Origin of the sequence: Thiococcus pfennigii (assembly GCF_016583835.1) — a bacterium.
Taxonomy (GTDB): Bacteria; Pseudomonadota; Gammaproteobacteria; order Chromatiales; family Chromatiaceae; genus Thiococcus; species Thiococcus pfennigii.
On the sequence record NZ_NRRW01000073.1, the window covers coordinates 1 to 13972 of the forward strand.

14 protein-coding genes are annotated in these 13972 nt (G+C 66.9%); 3 read left to right on the forward strand and 11 right to left on the reverse strand.

Going from position 1 to position 13972, the window contains the following annotated elements; translation table 11 throughout:
- Nucleotides 1–103 precede the first annotated feature (103 nt).
- The 5 genes from CKO41_RS16415 to CKO41_RS16435 form a co-directional block, all read right to left on the reverse strand.
- Nucleotides 104–520: a hypothetical protein gene (locus tag CKO41_RS16415; protein ID WP_200383069.1), complete on the reverse strand. Its 417-nt coding sequence runs from the start codon at nucleotides 518–520 to the stop codon at nucleotides 104–106.
- 142 nt (nucleotides 521–662) lie between these two features.
- Nucleotides 663–1436 carry a hypothetical protein gene (locus CKO41_RS16420; protein WP_200383070.1) on the reverse strand — a complete coding sequence of 258 codons (774 nt, stop codon included), beginning with the start codon at nucleotides 1434–1436 and terminating at the stop codon, nucleotides 663–665.
- A 145-nt stretch (nucleotides 1437–1581) separates the two neighbouring features.
- On the reverse strand, nucleotides 1582–4683 hold the full coding sequence (locus tag CKO41_RS16425) for an efflux RND transporter permease subunit (RefSeq protein ID WP_200383071.1): 3102 nt from the start codon (nucleotides 4681–4683) through the stop codon (nucleotides 1582–1584).
- Entirely contained in the window at nucleotides 4680–5780 is a 1101-nt protein-coding gene (locus CKO41_RS16430) for an efflux RND transporter periplasmic adaptor subunit (RefSeq protein WP_200251687.1), read from the reverse strand. Before CKO41_RS16430 ends, CKO41_RS16425 begins: the two co-directional genes overlap by 4 nt.
- A 200-nt stretch (nucleotides 5781–5980) precedes the next feature.
- The gene (locus tag CKO41_RS16435) at nucleotides 5981–6940 is read right to left on the reverse strand and encodes a patatin-like phospholipase family protein (protein ID WP_200383072.1); all 960 of its coding nucleotides are present in this window, start codon (nucleotides 6938–6940) and stop codon (nucleotides 5981–5983) included.
- Nucleotides 6941–7394: 454 nt separating this feature from the next.
- Here CKO41_RS16435 and CKO41_RS16440 point away from each other — a divergent pair, with 454 nt between their 5' ends.
- From CKO41_RS16440 to CKO41_RS16450, 3 genes are all read left to right on the forward strand, one after another.
- On the forward strand, nucleotides 7395–7658 hold the full coding sequence (locus tag CKO41_RS16440; RefSeq protein ID WP_200383073.1) for a ribbon-helix-helix domain-containing protein: 264 nt from the start codon (nucleotides 7395–7397) through the stop codon (nucleotides 7656–7658).
- The gene (locus CKO41_RS16445) at nucleotides 7645–8073 is read left to right on the forward strand and encodes a type II toxin-antitoxin system VapC family toxin (protein ID WP_200383074.1); all 429 of its coding nucleotides are present in this window, start codon (nucleotides 7645–7647) and stop codon (nucleotides 8071–8073) included. The genes CKO41_RS16440 and CKO41_RS16445 overlap by 14 nt, the downstream gene beginning before the upstream one ends.
- Nucleotides 8074–8223: 150 nt before the next feature.
- Nucleotides 8224–8943 carry a class I SAM-dependent methyltransferase gene (locus CKO41_RS16450; protein ID WP_200383075.1) on the forward strand — a complete coding sequence of 240 codons (720 nt, stop codon included), beginning with the start codon at nucleotides 8224–8226 and terminating at the stop codon, nucleotides 8941–8943.
- Between the two features lie 3 nt (nucleotides 8944–8946).
- On the opposite strand, the gene chrA is transcribed toward CKO41_RS16450, so the two are convergent.
- The 6 genes from chrA to CKO41_RS16480 form a co-directional block, all read right to left on the reverse strand.
- Nucleotides 8947–10170: a chromate efflux transporter gene (chrA, locus tag CKO41_RS16455; protein WP_200383076.1), complete on the reverse strand. Its 1224-nt coding sequence runs from the start codon at nucleotides 10168–10170 to the stop codon at nucleotides 8947–8949.
- 320 nt (nucleotides 10171–10490) lie between these two features.
- A complete protein-coding gene (locus CKO41_RS16460) occupies nucleotides 10491–10793 on the reverse strand; it encodes a type II toxin-antitoxin system ParD family antitoxin (RefSeq protein WP_242464393.1) in 303 nt (100 codons plus the stop codon).
- A gap of 187 nt (nucleotides 10794–10980) precedes the next feature.
- Nucleotides 10981–11739, reverse strand: a complete 759-nt coding sequence (locus CKO41_RS16465) for an ABC transporter permease (RefSeq protein ID WP_200383077.1) — start codon at nucleotides 11737–11739, stop codon at nucleotides 10981–10983.
- Nucleotides 11736–12716 (reverse strand): ABC transporter ATP-binding protein, encoded by a 981-nt coding sequence (locus CKO41_RS16470; RefSeq protein ID WP_207144125.1) that lies wholly within the window; start codon nucleotides 12714–12716, stop codon nucleotides 11736–11738. Before CKO41_RS16470 ends, CKO41_RS16465 begins: the two co-directional genes overlap by 4 nt.
- Before the next feature lie 82 nt (nucleotides 12717–12798).
- Nucleotides 12799–13266, reverse strand: a complete 468-nt coding sequence (locus tag CKO41_RS16475; protein ID WP_338115608.1) for a hypothetical protein — start codon at nucleotides 13264–13266, stop codon at nucleotides 12799–12801.
- A 144-nt stretch (nucleotides 13267–13410) separates the two neighbouring features.
- A complete protein-coding gene (locus CKO41_RS16480) occupies nucleotides 13411–13662 on the reverse strand; it encodes a hypothetical protein (RefSeq protein WP_200383079.1) in 252 nt (83 codons plus the stop codon).
- Nucleotides 13663–13972: the final 310 nt, after the last annotated feature.

Here is a 13972-nt window from a genome sequence, read left to right on the forward strand (position 1 = left end):
GATGAAAGCAATTCACATCGCCCCCCCGTATTCCTCGCTGACGGCCTCGATCCGAATGAAAAGCCGCCGCCGGGGCGGCATGAGGCCAGCGGTTTTTTTGAATTCAACGGGGTTTTCTTCCAGGCACCAGATAGGTCTCGCCGCGTTGGGCTAGCCGCTGGTCCGCGCGATAGAACGCGAGCGCCCGTCGCTCGCTGTCGACCGTCATCCAGGCGACGCGTTGCGACCAGCGCTGAAGCTCCAGGAATTCCGCCGATTCCTCCTCGGTCAGCACATGAAGGGCGATGACGGCGCGCCAGATATGCCGAGGATCAATGCCTTGCCGCACCAGGTCGACCAGCGTATCCGAGTCAGGGTAGTCGAGCGGCCTCGGGCCCGCGCCGAACCCGGCCGAGCACCGGGTCGCCGCATTGATACCCGTGCGCGGGGAGACGGCTTCGATCAATGCGCGGAGATGGCCATCCAGCAGCGCCTCCCACCAGAGCGTCTTGCCCGCACCGCGTATTCCTTTGACCAGCACGCTGTCCGGGTGCAGCGCCTTGACATGCGCAAACGGTACATGCAGTTGACCTGGCTCCGGCGGCTCGAATCCGTGCTGACTGGTTCCTCCGGCAGGTCAGTGACCAGGAGCTCGCGCATCGTTTCGCGTGAGAAGACGACACTCATGACCATTTCACCTGGGTCCCGACGAGGGTCTCGGCGGCGCGCTCGACGAAATCGCCGAAGCCGCCCTGTAATAGGCCGTCGTCTACTGCATCCGGGCGACGGACCGGGTCGAACGAGAAGAAGGCCCGGTTCCAGTTCACATGGAGAAGATCGTGCGGGGCGCTGTCGCTCATCAGATCGAAAGAGAACGGCTCCTCGCCTTCGGCAGGTGGCTCGTCGCCGCCGTCCGGATCATAGATATAGTCGGTGAACAGTTGGTATGCCGCCTGACGAAAGCTCGCGAAATACTCCGGCCGTCCTACGTCAGGGGCCAATCCGGCGACCATGCGCAAATTACCCCGGAAATGTCGGAGTAGATTGCGGTCTCGGCGCCAATGCTGGAACAGCAGTCGGTAGGCATCCCAGGTGTAGGCGCCGTCCACCGCGAACAGGAAGGCGAGTGCATCGAGCCGAGAGACGGTGACGGCGGCGATATCGTGCATGCCGGCGCGGCTGTCGAGCAGCACGATGTCGGGCTTATGCTCCGTCTCGAGGCACTGGATCATTTGGTGCAGACGCTCGCCGAAATGGAGCACGGGACCCGCGGTTTTCAGCTCGATATAGGCGCGCGACAGCTTTGCCAAGTAATCCTGCTCGCCGTTGCCCGCGGCGGGGACCACCAGGATCTCGCCGAGATCCGCGTCGCCGATGAGCGGGCTGCGGGCGACCATTCCAGCAGCAAGGCCAGCGTCCGCCTGACCGACGGCAGGTTCGACGAACCAGTCGACCACCCCCCTGTCACCCCAGGATCCGAGCGCCGTAGGAGCCCGCTTGCGGGCGATGTGCGGGCGAACTGGTCGCCCGCAAGCGGGCTCCTACGGCGCGAGGGTTTCAGGCCGTGGCGTGCTGCGGTTTCGGAAATTCCGCAGGCTTGCACTAGCGCGCTCGTTGCGGATTCGCCAGCGCGCTGTTCGGCTCGGATGCCTCATCCTCGGTCGCCGTGCGGTGCGCCTTGCGCGAGGCGACGAGCAGGTAGACGGCCGGCACGATGAAGAGGGTGAAGACGGTACCGATGCCGAGGCCCGTACTGATCACCAGCCCGATATCGAACCGGCTCACCGCGCCCGGGCCGCTCGCGATCAGCAGCGGGATCATCGCGAGGACCATCGCCGCCGTCGTCATCAGGATCGGCCGCAGGCGGATGCTCGCGGCCCGCTCGACGGCGGTGCGCAGGTCCAAACCCTCGCGCTCGCGCAACTGGTTGGCGAACTCGACGATCAGGATCCCGTTCTTCGTGACCAGCCCGATCAGCGTGATCAACCCGATCTGGGTGTAGATGTTGACGCTCGCGAGGCCGAGGAACAGGAATACCATGGCCCCCGCGATCGACAGCGGTACCGACATCAGGATCACGAACGGATCGCGCCAACTCTCGAACTGGGCCGCGAGGACCAAATAGATGACGAGCAGCGACAGGAAGAAGGTCAGCTCCAGTGCGCCGCCCTCCTGTTTGTACTGCCGCGATTCGCCCTTGTAGTCCCATTTGGTGCCCTTCGGGAAGATCTCCGAGGCCTGCCGCTCGAGGTAATCCAAGGCATCACCGAGGGTCACCCCGGGGCTCGCGACACCCGAGAGGGTGATGGCGTTGAGCTGTTGGAACTGGGTGCGCTTCGAGGGTTCGACCTGGTGGCGGATGTCGACGAGGGTCGCGAGCGGTACCAGTTCGCCCGCCTGGTTGCGCAGATAGAGGTCCTGGAGGGTCTCGGCGTCGTTGCGGAACTCCCGCTCCACCTGCGGGATGACCTTGTAGCTGCGCCCGGCGAGGCTGAACCAGTTCACGTAGTCCTCGTTGACCATGGCCGAGAGGCTCTGGCCGAGTTCCTGCATGCTGATGCCGAGGTCGCCGGCGACATCCCGCTTGACCTCGAGCACGGTACGCGGGCGCGAGTACTTCATGTCCTTCTGCAGGAACATGAAGTTGCCGCTGCCCATCGCCTGGCCGAGGAGCTGATCGGCGAGGGCGTTGAGCTCTTCATACGGGGCGTCGGAGACCATCACGAACTCGACCGGCAGCCCATCGCCGGGGGTCGGCAGGCTCGGGCGCGGAAAGGTGACGGTCTCCACCCCGGTGATCCGGGCGAGCCGGCCCTGAAGCTCGGGTTGGACGGCCATCTGGTCGCGTTCCCGCTCGTCGGGTGGCGGCATCTTGAAGCCGCCGAAGGTAGTCGTCGGATCGCCACCCATGCCGGCAATGATGAAGCTCTGCGAATACTCCGGAATTTCCTCGAACTGCCGCTGGATCTCGTGCACATAGCGCTCGGAGTAGTCGATCGTCGCCGTCTGAGGCGCCGTCGCCTGAAAGAACAGGATGCTCTGGTCCTCGGTCGGGGCGAGCTCCTTCTGGGTCATCGTGTACATCAGGTAGATGCCCGCGAGGACCACGGCGCCGATCAGGACGGTCGCGCCCGGATAGAGCAGCCAGCGGTGCAGGGCACGCTGATAGGCGCGCGCCAGCCACTCGAAGAAGTGCTCGACCCCCTTTTCGAAGCGGCCCTGCTGGCTGCCGGTGCGCAGCGCCCGGGAGGCGAGCATCGGCGAGAGGGTCAGCGCGACGACTCCCGAGACCAGCACGGCAGCGGCCAGCGTGAAGGCGAACTCGGTGAACAGCGAGCCGACGAGGCCACCCATGAAGCCGATCGGCGCATAGACGGCGACCAGCGTCGTGGTCATCGCGACGATCGGCAGCGCGAGTTCGCGCGCGCCGTCGATGGCGGCCTGGATCCCGGACTTGCCCATCTCGAGGTGACGGTGCACGTTCTCGACGACGACGATCGCATCGTCGACGACGAGACCGATCGCGAGCACCATCGCCAACAGCGTCAGGAGGTTGACCGAGAAGCCCATCAGCAGCATCAGGAAGCCGGCGCCGACGATCGACAGCGGCACCGCGACCGATGGGATCAAGGCCGCGCGCAGCGAGCCGAGCGAGAGGAAGACGACCAGCAGCACGATCAGGCCGGCCTCGGCGAGGGTCGTGAAGACCTCGCGGATCGAGTCCTCGATGAACTCGCTGGCATCGTAGGGGATCGCGGCCTCGAGCCCCTCGGGGAACTGGGCGGCGAGGTTCGGCATCAGTTCGCGCACGCGCTTGGCGACGTCCAGCGGGTTGGCCCCGGGCGACTGCTCGATGCCGATGAAGATCGCCGGCAGGCCGCGGTAGAGGGTCGTCGAGTCGTAGTCGGCGGCCCCGAGCTCGACCTCGGCGATGTCGGAGAGACGCACCAGGGCGCCGTCCTCCTCGCGGACGACCAGGTTGCGGAAGTCCTCGACGCGGCTGACATCGGTCGTCGCCGAGAGGTCGATCTGGACGTTCTCGCCGCGCAGCTCGCCGACCCCGGCCAGGTAGTTGTTGGTCGCGAGCACCGCGGCGACGTCGCTGCCGGTCACGCCGAGGGCCGCCATCTGGTTGGGGTCGAGCCAGATGCGCATCGCGAAGGTCTTGTTGCCGAAGACCTCGGCCTTGGCGACACCCTGGACCGCCTGGAGTTGCGGCTGCACGACGCGCAGCAGGTAGTCCGAGACCTGCGGCAGGTCCATCGTCTCGCTGTAGAAGGCCAGATACATGAGCGCCGTCGAGTCGCCGGTCGTCGAGTCGATGACCGGGTCCTGGGCGGCGTCGGGCAGCACGTTGCGCTGGCTCGCGACCTTCGCTTGGATCTCCGCGACGGCGGCGTTGGGGTCGTAGTTGAGGCGCATGTTGGCCTCGATGACCGACAGCCCCTGGGTGCTGGTCGCCGAGATGTAGTCGATCCCCTGGGCCTCGGCGACGGCCTGCTGGAGCGGCGTCGTGATGAAGCCCTTGACGAGTTCGCTGCTCGCCCCGGGATAGGCGGTCGTGATGGTGACGACCGTGTTCTGGGTCTCCGGATACTGGCGGATCTCCATCTCGGCGAGCGAGCGCACGCCCAGGATCAGGATCAGCAGGCTCACGACGCTCGCGAGCACCGGGCGGTGGACGAAGATGTCGGTGAACTTCATGGGGCGGCACTCGCGGCCGGGGCGTCGGTCGCCTCGGGGACGATCTCGACCGCCTGGCCGTTGGTCAGCTTGACCTGGCCGGCGAGGACCACCCGGTCGCCGGCGGCCAGCCCCTCGAGCACCTCGACCTCCTCGCCGCGCACGGCGCCGGTGCGGATCTGGCGTCGCTGCACGACGTTCGCGCCATCGCGCTCCTGGATCATCAGTACCGAATCGCCGTAGGTGTTGAAGACGATCGTCTGGCGGGGCAGGGTGAGCACGTCATCGCGGGTCGGCAGCAGGGTCGCGACCTCGGCGAACATCCCCGGGCGCAGCAGGCGCTCGGGGTTGGCGAGTTCGGCGCGGATCTGGAGGTTGCGCGAACCGGCGTCGACGCTTGGGTTGATCGCCTGGATGTTGCCGGTGAAGGTGCGTTCCGGATAGGCCGCGACCTGGATCTCGACCGTCTGGCCGACGGCGACCTCGGCGATGCGCCGCTCGGGCAGCGAGAAGTCGACATAGACAGGGTCGAGCGCCTGGAGCGGGACGATCGCCGAGCCGGCCGGGAGATACTGGCCGAGGTTGACCAGGCGGATGCCGAGTTGGCCGTCGAAGGGCGCGCGGATCGCCTTTTTCGCGATCGAGGCCTGTTTCGCGGCTACCAGGGCCTGGGCCTTCTCCAGCGTCGCGGAGATCTCGTCGAAGTCCTCCTGCGAGACGGCGCGGCTCTTCAGCAACCGGGCGTTGCGATCGCGACGGATCTCGGCGAGCTCCTGATCGGCGAGGAGGCCCGCGAGATCGGCCTGATCGACGGCGTCGTCGAGTTGGAGGAGCAGGTCGCCGCGCCTCACCATGGCGCCCGACTCGAACAGGATCTCGCTGACCTGGCCGGGGACCTCGTTGTTGACCATCACGCCCTGCACGGCCGCGATGCTGCCGACCGCGTGCAGCCGCGGCGTCCAGGAGGTGCGGCGCACCTCGGTGGCCGAGACGGTGGCCGCCGGGCGGGGCTGCGAGAACTGGGCGATCTCGTCCTGGATCTGGCGGTACTTGAGCAGGCCGAGCCCGGCGACGAGGACGGCGAGAATCACGAAGACGATCAGGATGCGACGAATCATGGCGCTATTGACGGCTCCCTTGCCGGGGAAAGACTGGCGTCGTGCAATCGGCGACGAAAGAGAATCATTATAACCCTGTCACCCAGACCATTTCCGACTGCTCGTCGGTGGTTTCATCGACGATGTCGGTTGCGAAACCCCGCTGCTGCGTAACGGCAGCGATCCGTCGATCTCCGATTCGGATGCCGGGATTCGCACGCTCACCCCGGCTCTCTGAGACCGCCCGCCGGTCGCTGCCGCCCCTCTGGCAGAGGCCCGCCATCAGTCGTCGCGCGCTCCATGGCCGCCTCGGCCAGGCGGTGGCCGAGCTCGATGAGTTCGGCAGCGCGGTAGAACTCGTGGGAGGCGCAGGTATCGCGCGGGACGTCGATCAGGACGTCTGGGCGATAGGCCGCGAGCTTCATCGCCGCAATGGCGTTCTGCATGGTCTCGAAGGCGCGCGTGGTCAGCTCGAAGACCCCGAGCCGCTGGGCGCCGACGTCGCCGAACTCACCGCCGATCGCCTCGAGAAACTGGCGGATGCGGGCATGCAGGCCCTGGTCGTTGTCGTTCTCCTCGGGCCCGGCGGGTTCCGAGGCGGCGGCCACCTGGGTGCGGGCGGTCTCGGCATTGAGGTTCACCGCGACCGTCAGATCGGTCAGATCGCGAAAGGTCGGGGCGATCGGCACCGGATTGAGCAGACCGCCGTCGACGAGCGTCATGCCCTGGTAGTCGTGGGGCGTGAACACCCCGGGCACGGCGATCGAGGCGCGGATCGCATCGAAGAGGGGGCCGCGCGCGAGCCAGATCTCGCGCTGGCGTGCGACATCGGTCGCCACCGCCGTGAAGGTGATCGGCAGATCCTCGATCGCGCGCTCGCCGACCATCGCGCGCAGCGTGTCCATGATGCGATCGCCCTTCAGCAACCCCTCGCCGCTGAAGGCGAAATCGAGGAAGCGCAGGACGTCGCTACGCCGCAGCGCACAGACCCAGTCCTTGTAGGCATCGAGCTCGCCGGCCGCATGGATGCCGCCCACCAAGGCCCCCATCGAGGCGCCGCTGATCGACTCGATCTGGTAGCCGTGCGCGCTCAGCCACTCGATGATGCCGATGTGGGCGAGGCCGCGCGCCCCGCCGCTGCCGAGGACGAGCGACAACGTCTTTCCCCGTCGCTTGTGCATCGCGGAAGGTCTCCTCGCTATCGAGGCTGGTCATTGTACAGGTCGGGTCGTCGCGTGCGGGGCCGGGGTGGGGCTTGGCCAACCCGGCTTGCGGCATCCCATCCTCGATCTCTTTGGAGACGCTGATTTATTGGCCGTCCTGGCCAAAAATCAGCACGGAAGTCGAAAGCGCGGTTTCCGACTTCCTTCCTGTTCAGTCGCTGATCGCGACTGAACAGGGCGGGGCTCCTGCCCCGCACGGGAAGCGCTGAATACTTTAGCGCTTCCCTTTGTTGCGAATCGCACAGGCGCTGGCTCAGATATCACTCGATGTGCCTGTCGATCCCGCGTCGCACCCGGGTGAACACCTGTTTGGGGGCGGCGCTGGCGGGCCTGGTCGGGTTGCGCACCACTAGGTTGACACGCCACCGAACCCGTCATACGCTGCGTCATACAGTTGCGCTGGAGGAATGCGATGCGAGTCAACGCCAGGCTCGACGATGCACACGCCAGAAAACTCGATGAGCTCTGTCGGCGCACGGGCCGCAGTCGCACCGATGTGCTGCGCGTCGCCATCGATCGGTACTACGCGCAAGAGACCGGTGAGCCCCGCCGTGCCGCCGACATCCTGCGGCGGAACGCCTTCATTGGTTGTGGCACGGCCGCACCCGAACTCTCTCGGGACTACAAGCAACAACTGGCCGAGTCCCTGGCCGACAAGACGGATGATCATCGCTGACACAGGGTTCTGGCTCGCTTTGGCCAACCGGCGCGACGACTGGCACCAGGCGGCAACCGCCTGGCTCGCGCGGTCGACCGAAGGACTGATCACCACCTGGCCGGTCGCGACCGAAACCTGTCATCTGTTGCTGAGCCGCCTCGGCGAGCAACCCCAGCAGGCATTCATCCACAGCCTGCGCGACGGCGCGGCAGAGCTTTTCGCCCTCGATTGCACACACCTGCCGCGTATCGCGGAACTGATGGGTCAGTACGCCGATCTGCCGATGGACCTAGCCGATGCATCGCTGGTCGTGTTGGCGGAGGCGCTCGGGCACGGCCGTATCCTATCCACCGACGAGCGTGACTTCCAAACCTATCGGTGGAAGCGTCATGCCCCGTTCGACAATCAGTTGTCGGCATCCTTGCCGACCTGAAGGACGCGACGACGGCACGCGAGATTGCGAGTCACGGCTTCGGTGGATTCCGCCCGACCGGCGGCCCGGTGCGTGGGTCGGGGGAGCGTAGCGCAGCCCGACACGCGTGGCCGGATTGCACCACAGTGCTGCTGCGGAGAACCCCTGCCCATGCGCATCAATGACCCCGCCGCCTACCGCATCGGCGACGAATTCGACATCCTCGCCGACTGGCGCGACCGCCACGGCCTCGAACTGCGCGGCAAGGCGGTCCTCGAACTCGGCTGCGGGGCGGCCCGCACGACGCGCCTGATCGCCGAGCACTTCGCCCCGGCGCGCCTCGTCGCGACCGAGGTCGATCGCATCCAGCACGAGAAGAACCTCGCCGCCGACCTGCCCGGGATCACCTTCCGTCTCGGCGGCGCCCAGGCCATCGCCGACCCGCCCGCCACCTACGACTGCGTCCTGATGTTCAAATCGCTGCACCATGTGCCGGTCGCGGCGATGGACGCGGCCCTGCGCGAGATCCACCGCGTGCTGCGCCCCGGAGGTCATGCCTGCTTCAGCGAGCCCGTCTATTGGGGCGAGTTCAACGAACTGATGCGCCTGATCCACGACGAGCGCGAGGTCCGCGCGGCGGCCTTCCAGGCCCTCGTCGAGGCCGTCGACGACGGCCTCTTCGAGTCGGTCGACGAGGCCTTCATCGAGACTCCGGGTACCTACGCCAGCTGGGAGGTCTTCGCCGACCGCTTCCTCGACATCACCCACACCGAACTCGCGATCGACGCGGCGCGCCGCGCCGAGATCCGCACCGCCTTCCTGCGCCACATGACCCCGAGCGGGGCGCACTTCCGCAAGCCGCATCGCATCGACCTGCTGCGGCGGCGCTGACGCTCAAACCCTGGCGACGACCCCGACCGCCAGCGCGGCGAGCAGGCTCACCGCGACCGCCAACCAAGGCGGCGCCTTCCAGGCCGTGAGGAGGACGAAGGCGCTCAACGTGATCGCGAAATCCGCGACCGAGACCACCGAACTGGTCCACAGCGGCCGGAAGAGGGTCGCGCCCAGGATGCCCACCACGGCGGCGTTCGCGCCAGCCATCGCGGCACGGGCGGCGTCATGTTGGCGTAGCCGGTCCCAGAACGGCAGCACGCCCATCAACAGCAGCAGGCCCGGTAGAAAGATGCCGAGCAGCGCGAGGGTGGCGCCGAGGAGCCCATTGGGACCGGGCTCGGCGAGCGCACCCAGGTAGGCCGCAAACGTGAATAGCGGTCCGGGGACGGCCTGCGCCGCCCCATAGCCGGCGAGGAAGGCCTCCGCGGTGACCCAGCCCGGTTCGACCAGGCGCGTCTCCAGCAGCGGAAGCACGACATGTCCGCCGCCGAAGACCAGGGCGCCGGCCCCGTAGAAGACCTCGAACCGGGCGAGCGCCGGTACGGACCAGACCGCGGCGGCCACCGGCAACCCGAGCAACAGCAGCAGGAAGAGCCCGATCAGCAGCATCCCGACGCGCCGGGGGATCTGCACGGGTAGGGGGGCCGTGGCGCCTGCGCCGGCTCGACGGCACCAGAGGGACCCGGCGGCGGCGCCGACCGCGATCGCTGCGATCTGCGCGAACGCGGTCGGCGCGAACGACAGGATCAGCACGGCGGCGAGCGCGATCGTCGCCCGCTCCCGATCGGGAGCCAGGCTGCGCGCCATCCCCCAGACGGCCTGGGCGACGATCGCCACCGCCGCGAGCTTCAAACCGTGTACGATGTCTTGGCCCGCCGGGCCCGTGAACGCCTCCGCGCCCCATGCGAACGCCAGCAGCAGCGCGGCCGACGGCAGCGTGAACGCGATCCAGGCGAGCAGGGCACCGGCCAGGCCGCCGCGCAGATACCCCAGCGCGAAGCCGACCTGGCTGCTCGCCGGGCCGGGCAGGAATTGGCACAGGGCCACCAGCTCCGCATAGGCCGCCTCGGTCAGCCAACGGCGGCGCAGCACCAGCTCGTTGCGAAAGTGGCCGAGGTGGGCGATGGGGCCACCGAAGGATGTCAGGCCCAGTTTGAGGAACGCGCGGAAGACCTCGGCCGGGCCGCCGCCCCCGTGTCGTTCATCGCCGTGGTCTATCGCCATCGGTTTGGACCATGCGGCTAGTGCAAAACTGCGGAATTCCCGAGACCGCGCGTCGCTGCCTGCAATCCCCGCGTGGCGCGTGGTAGGAGCCCGCTTGCGGGCGATCTTAGCAGCCACGAGCGCGTCGTAGTCGCCCGCAAGCGGGCTCCTACGGTGCTCGCATCATAGGGCGACCGCGCCGCCGGTCTTCTCCCAGATCTTGTAGTGCCTGGTCGAGCAATCCCTTGTAGCGCGCTCGGGCGGTGGCCCCGAACTCTGCCTCGCTGAGCTGCAAATGCCACGGATATCCGCGATCGCACCTGGCGCAAGGCGCACGGTTCTCACGGCGCATCGCCCCCCCTGGACTCGCCTTCGATCGCTTCGTCGAGACGGTCGAGCAGACCCGGCGCGTACGTGACTAGCCGCTCGGCGAGGGCGTCCCGCTCCGCCTCGTCCAGTCGGGCGCGCAGGTAATCGAGCTTGGCCGCCTCCAGCGACTCCCTGCGTTCCATGAGCCGCAGACTCTCGCGCAGTACTTCGCTGGCATTGCGATATCGTCCGGAGCGAGCAAGATCGTCGATGAACGCTTCCTGATGCTCGGTGAGCACGACATTGCGCGTAGGCATGGGCTTGACCTCAAGCAAGCTGGCTGCGCTCGTAGTAGGGCATGGCACGCCAATGACGTATGGCGGTAGGCGTTCGCCCATGCGACAAGGGCGGTCGGTGGCGATGGCCCCGACCACCGGCCGCGACGCCGGGGGACGGGCAAACCTCGGCGGCGCATCTGGCGGCGCATCTGGCGGCGCTTCGGCCTTGTCCGCTCGCGACGGCTCACGCGATCCAACGCCGCCGGATATTGACGAGACTCAGCAGGAACAGGCCGACGCCATAGGCACAGAGGATGCCCAGGTCGAGCGCGATGGGCAGTCCGTTGCCGCCATGCACCGCGCCATGCAGGGCGTCGGCCCCGTAGGTCAGGGGCAGGAGCCAGGCGAGCGGCTGGAGCAGCAGGGGCAGGTCGCCTACGGGGAAGAACAGGCCGCAGAGAAAGATCATCGGGAAGCGGAAGAAGTTGGACAGGGTCTGGGCCTCGAAGACCTCGCTGACCGCCACGGCGACGAACAGGCCGAGAAAGGTCGAGACGACCGCGATCAGCACCACGGCTGTCGCGAACGATCCCCAGGCCACCGTGGAGAGATCGACGAGGAAGGCCGCCAGGATCACCGGCACGCAGGCGTTGGCGACGCCGAACAGGATGGCGCCGCTGGTCTTCGCCAGCATCAGCAGCTCCAGCGGGATCGGCGCGAGCAGTAGCCGCTCGAAGGAGCGGCCCTTCTTCTCGAAGGTCACCGTGATCGCCAGCATGGACGTGGTGCCGAACAGGATCGAGATCGTTGCGAGACCCGGTAGGAGCGAGCGGATGTCATCGACACCGCCGGAGCGGATGAAGAACATGCCCGTCCAGGCGAGGGGAAAGAGCAGGCCCCAGCTGATGTTGGGGGGCTTGAGGTAGTAGGTGCGCATATCCTTGCGCAGGATGCTCCAGAAGGCTCTGCCCCAGCGGCCCCATCGAATCACCGCGCCCGTCATCGCCCACCTCCGGCGCGCTCCCGCTCCTGGCGCATCGCATCGGTCGCGATCCCGGTCACGCGCACGAAGACCTCCTCCAGCGACGGACGCAGCCGTCGCGCCTCGACCACCTCGATCCCCCGCTCTTCGAGAACGCGGACGATAGCGCCGACGCGAATCGGCTCACCGGCCTCGGCCTCGAGCACACCGGGCTCCGGGCAGGAGAAGGCGAGGGTAGGGAAGGCCTCGGCCAGCCCATCCGGCAGGCCGCTCGTGCCATTCGCGCTCACGATGCGTACCCGATACCAGCCTTGCAGCGGCTGGAGCAGATGCTCGACCGAATCGATCTGGACGATGCGGCCGGCGACGATGAAGGCGATGCGCTCGCAGAGCCGCTCCGCCTCCTCGATGTAATGGGTGGTGAGGAAGATTGTCGTGCCCGCGCGGTGCAGCTCGGCGATGAGCTGGCGCAGTTGCCGGGCGCTCGCCACATCGATGCCGGTGGTCGGCTCGTCCAGGAACAGGATCTCGGGCCGGTGGATGATGCCGGCGGCGATGGTGAGCCGGCGCTTCATCCCCTTGGAGTAGCCGCCGAACTTGCGCGCCGCCGCCTCGGCCAGCCCAAAGGCATCGAGCAGTTCGCGCGCCCGGGTCTCGCGCTCGCGCTTCGCCAAGCCGTAGAGCGCCCCGCAGAAGGTGAGATTCTCGTACCCGCTGAGTTCGGGATAGAGATTGCTCTCGTCCGGCACCACGCCGATCAGGTGCTGGGCCGCGCGCGGCCGTTGCGTGCAGTCGATGCCGCCCAAACGGATCGAACCGGCATCCGGGCGCGCGAGCCCGGTCAAGAGGTTGATGGTCGTGCTCTTGCCAGCGCCATTGGGGCCGAGGAAGCCGAACAGCTCCCCCTGCCGTACGCGAAAGGAGATCCCCGCAACGGCATCGACCTCCTCGAAGCGCTTGGCGAGACCTTCTGCGACGATGGCGTCGGGCATGGACATCCTCAGCGCCCGCTCCATCCCGTGAGATACCTGCGGGTCGTGCGCGATCGCCGGACTCTCGGCCAAGGATTGCCCATCTCCGCTATTGGACGCGGAAGTCATCGTGGCAAGCGACACACTGGGCGGTGACGCGCGCCAGCGCCGCGAGCGCCGCCCCCAGGTCGCCGGTGACCGATGCATCGCTCGCGGTGACCGCGAACCGGCTGGCCGCGCGATGCATACCGGCGCCGAGCTGCCGCATCCGCTCGGGCATGTAAGGCGCGACCTCGTGCGCCCCGTGCAGCGCGAGCGAACTCATGCCCAGGCGGTGTTCGGCGATCTGCGCGGCCTCGTCGAATTCGTCGTTGGCGAGCGCCTCCTGGATCTGCTGCAGCGCCAGCAGGTGATCGCGCATGTTCGCCAGCATGTGCCGACGCATAGGTTCGGGCAATTCCACCAAGGACCGCGCATCGGTGGCTACTTGCCCCGTGGCCTGAGGCGCCTGCGGGTGATGATGCATGGCATCTCCGGGCTGGTCGGCCCCCGCGATCGCGAGCGGGGCGATCGTCACCAGGACGGCGCTCGCCAGGTAAGCGATGAATCGGCCCAGTCGCATCGACGTCTCCCATCGAATCAGGTCCGCCCAGCATGCTAGGGGACGAGTCGCTTGGCGGATATGATGGCGATCAGATCGAGGGCAGATCGGTCAGGGCCGCTAGGACTTGCTGCGGTCCGGCAAAGTGGACCCGCCACTCTTTGTAACTCGCATAAGAAAACGCAATGCTTCATTAACCGAATTAGAATCCGGGAAAATGTCAGCAACGTCTGGCTCTAAGACCACTCCATGGGTGGGAAATCCCTTGCGAGAAGGTCCGAATTTCCGGATACGAAGGCTTTTTAGATCATACTCTGGAAGAAGTTCATCTTCATCTATTTCTTTACTCTTCTTCATAAGCTTGCCGCTCATTGCTGGTTGCGACTCTTGCGCTGATCAAGCGTACGTTGTCGTTTCTTTCTGTATATGAGACGGGTGCGGCCTCGACATGATGTGCCATTGAGGAGTATCTTGTAACCTTCTGTGGCGAGAAGAGAAGGTGCGGCTGTGGCAACGGTGGTCAAGAGATCGGGTGAGGAGGTGACGGTCGAGGTCACGGTGCGGCTCAGCGGCAGCTTGCTGGAGATGGAAGGGGCCATCCAGGAGGCCGCGAACGCGGTCGGTTGCTGCGCCACCGAGGAGGCCCTGAAGCGCTTCGACGCCGACGGCAGCCCAATCCGTA

Coding starts and splice junctions, on each gene's coding strand:
- CKO41_RS16425 (WP_200383071.1), bottom strand. CDS start 4,683: ATGAAGTTCACCGACATCTTCGTCCACCGCCCGGTGCTCGCGAGCGTC.
- CKO41_RS16430 (WP_200251687.1), bottom strand. CDS start 5,780: ATGATTCGTCGCATCCTGATCGTCTTCGTGATTCTCGCCGTCCTCGTC.
- CKO41_RS16435 (WP_200383072.1), bottom strand. CDS start 6,940: ATGCACAAGCGACGGGGAAAGACGTTGTCGCTCGTCCTCGGCAGCGGC.
- CKO41_RS16440 (WP_200383073.1), top strand. CDS start 7,395: ATGCGAGTCAACGCCAGGCTCGACGATGCACACGCCAGAAAACTCGAT.
- CKO41_RS16445 (WP_200383074.1), top strand. CDS start 7,645: ATGATCATCGCTGACACAGGGTTCTGGCTCGCTTTGGCCAACCGGCGC.
- CKO41_RS16450 (WP_200383075.1), top strand. CDS start 8,224: ATGCGCATCAATGACCCCGCCGCCTACCGCATCGGCGACGAATTCGAC.
- chrA (WP_200383076.1), bottom strand. CDS start 10,170: ATGGCGATAGACCACGGCGATGAACGACACGGGGGCGGCGGCCCGGCC.
- CKO41_RS16465 (WP_200383077.1), bottom strand. CDS start 11,739: ATGACGGGCGCGGTGATTCGATGGGGCCGCTGGGGCAGAGCCTTCTGG.
- CKO41_RS16470 (WP_207144125.1), bottom strand. CDS start 12,716: ATGTCCATGCCCGACGCCATCGTCGCAGAAGGTCTCGCCAAGCGCTTC.
- CKO41_RS16480 (WP_200383079.1), bottom strand. CDS start 13,662: ATGAGCGGCAAGCTTATGAAGAAGAGTAAAGAAATAGATGAAGATGAA.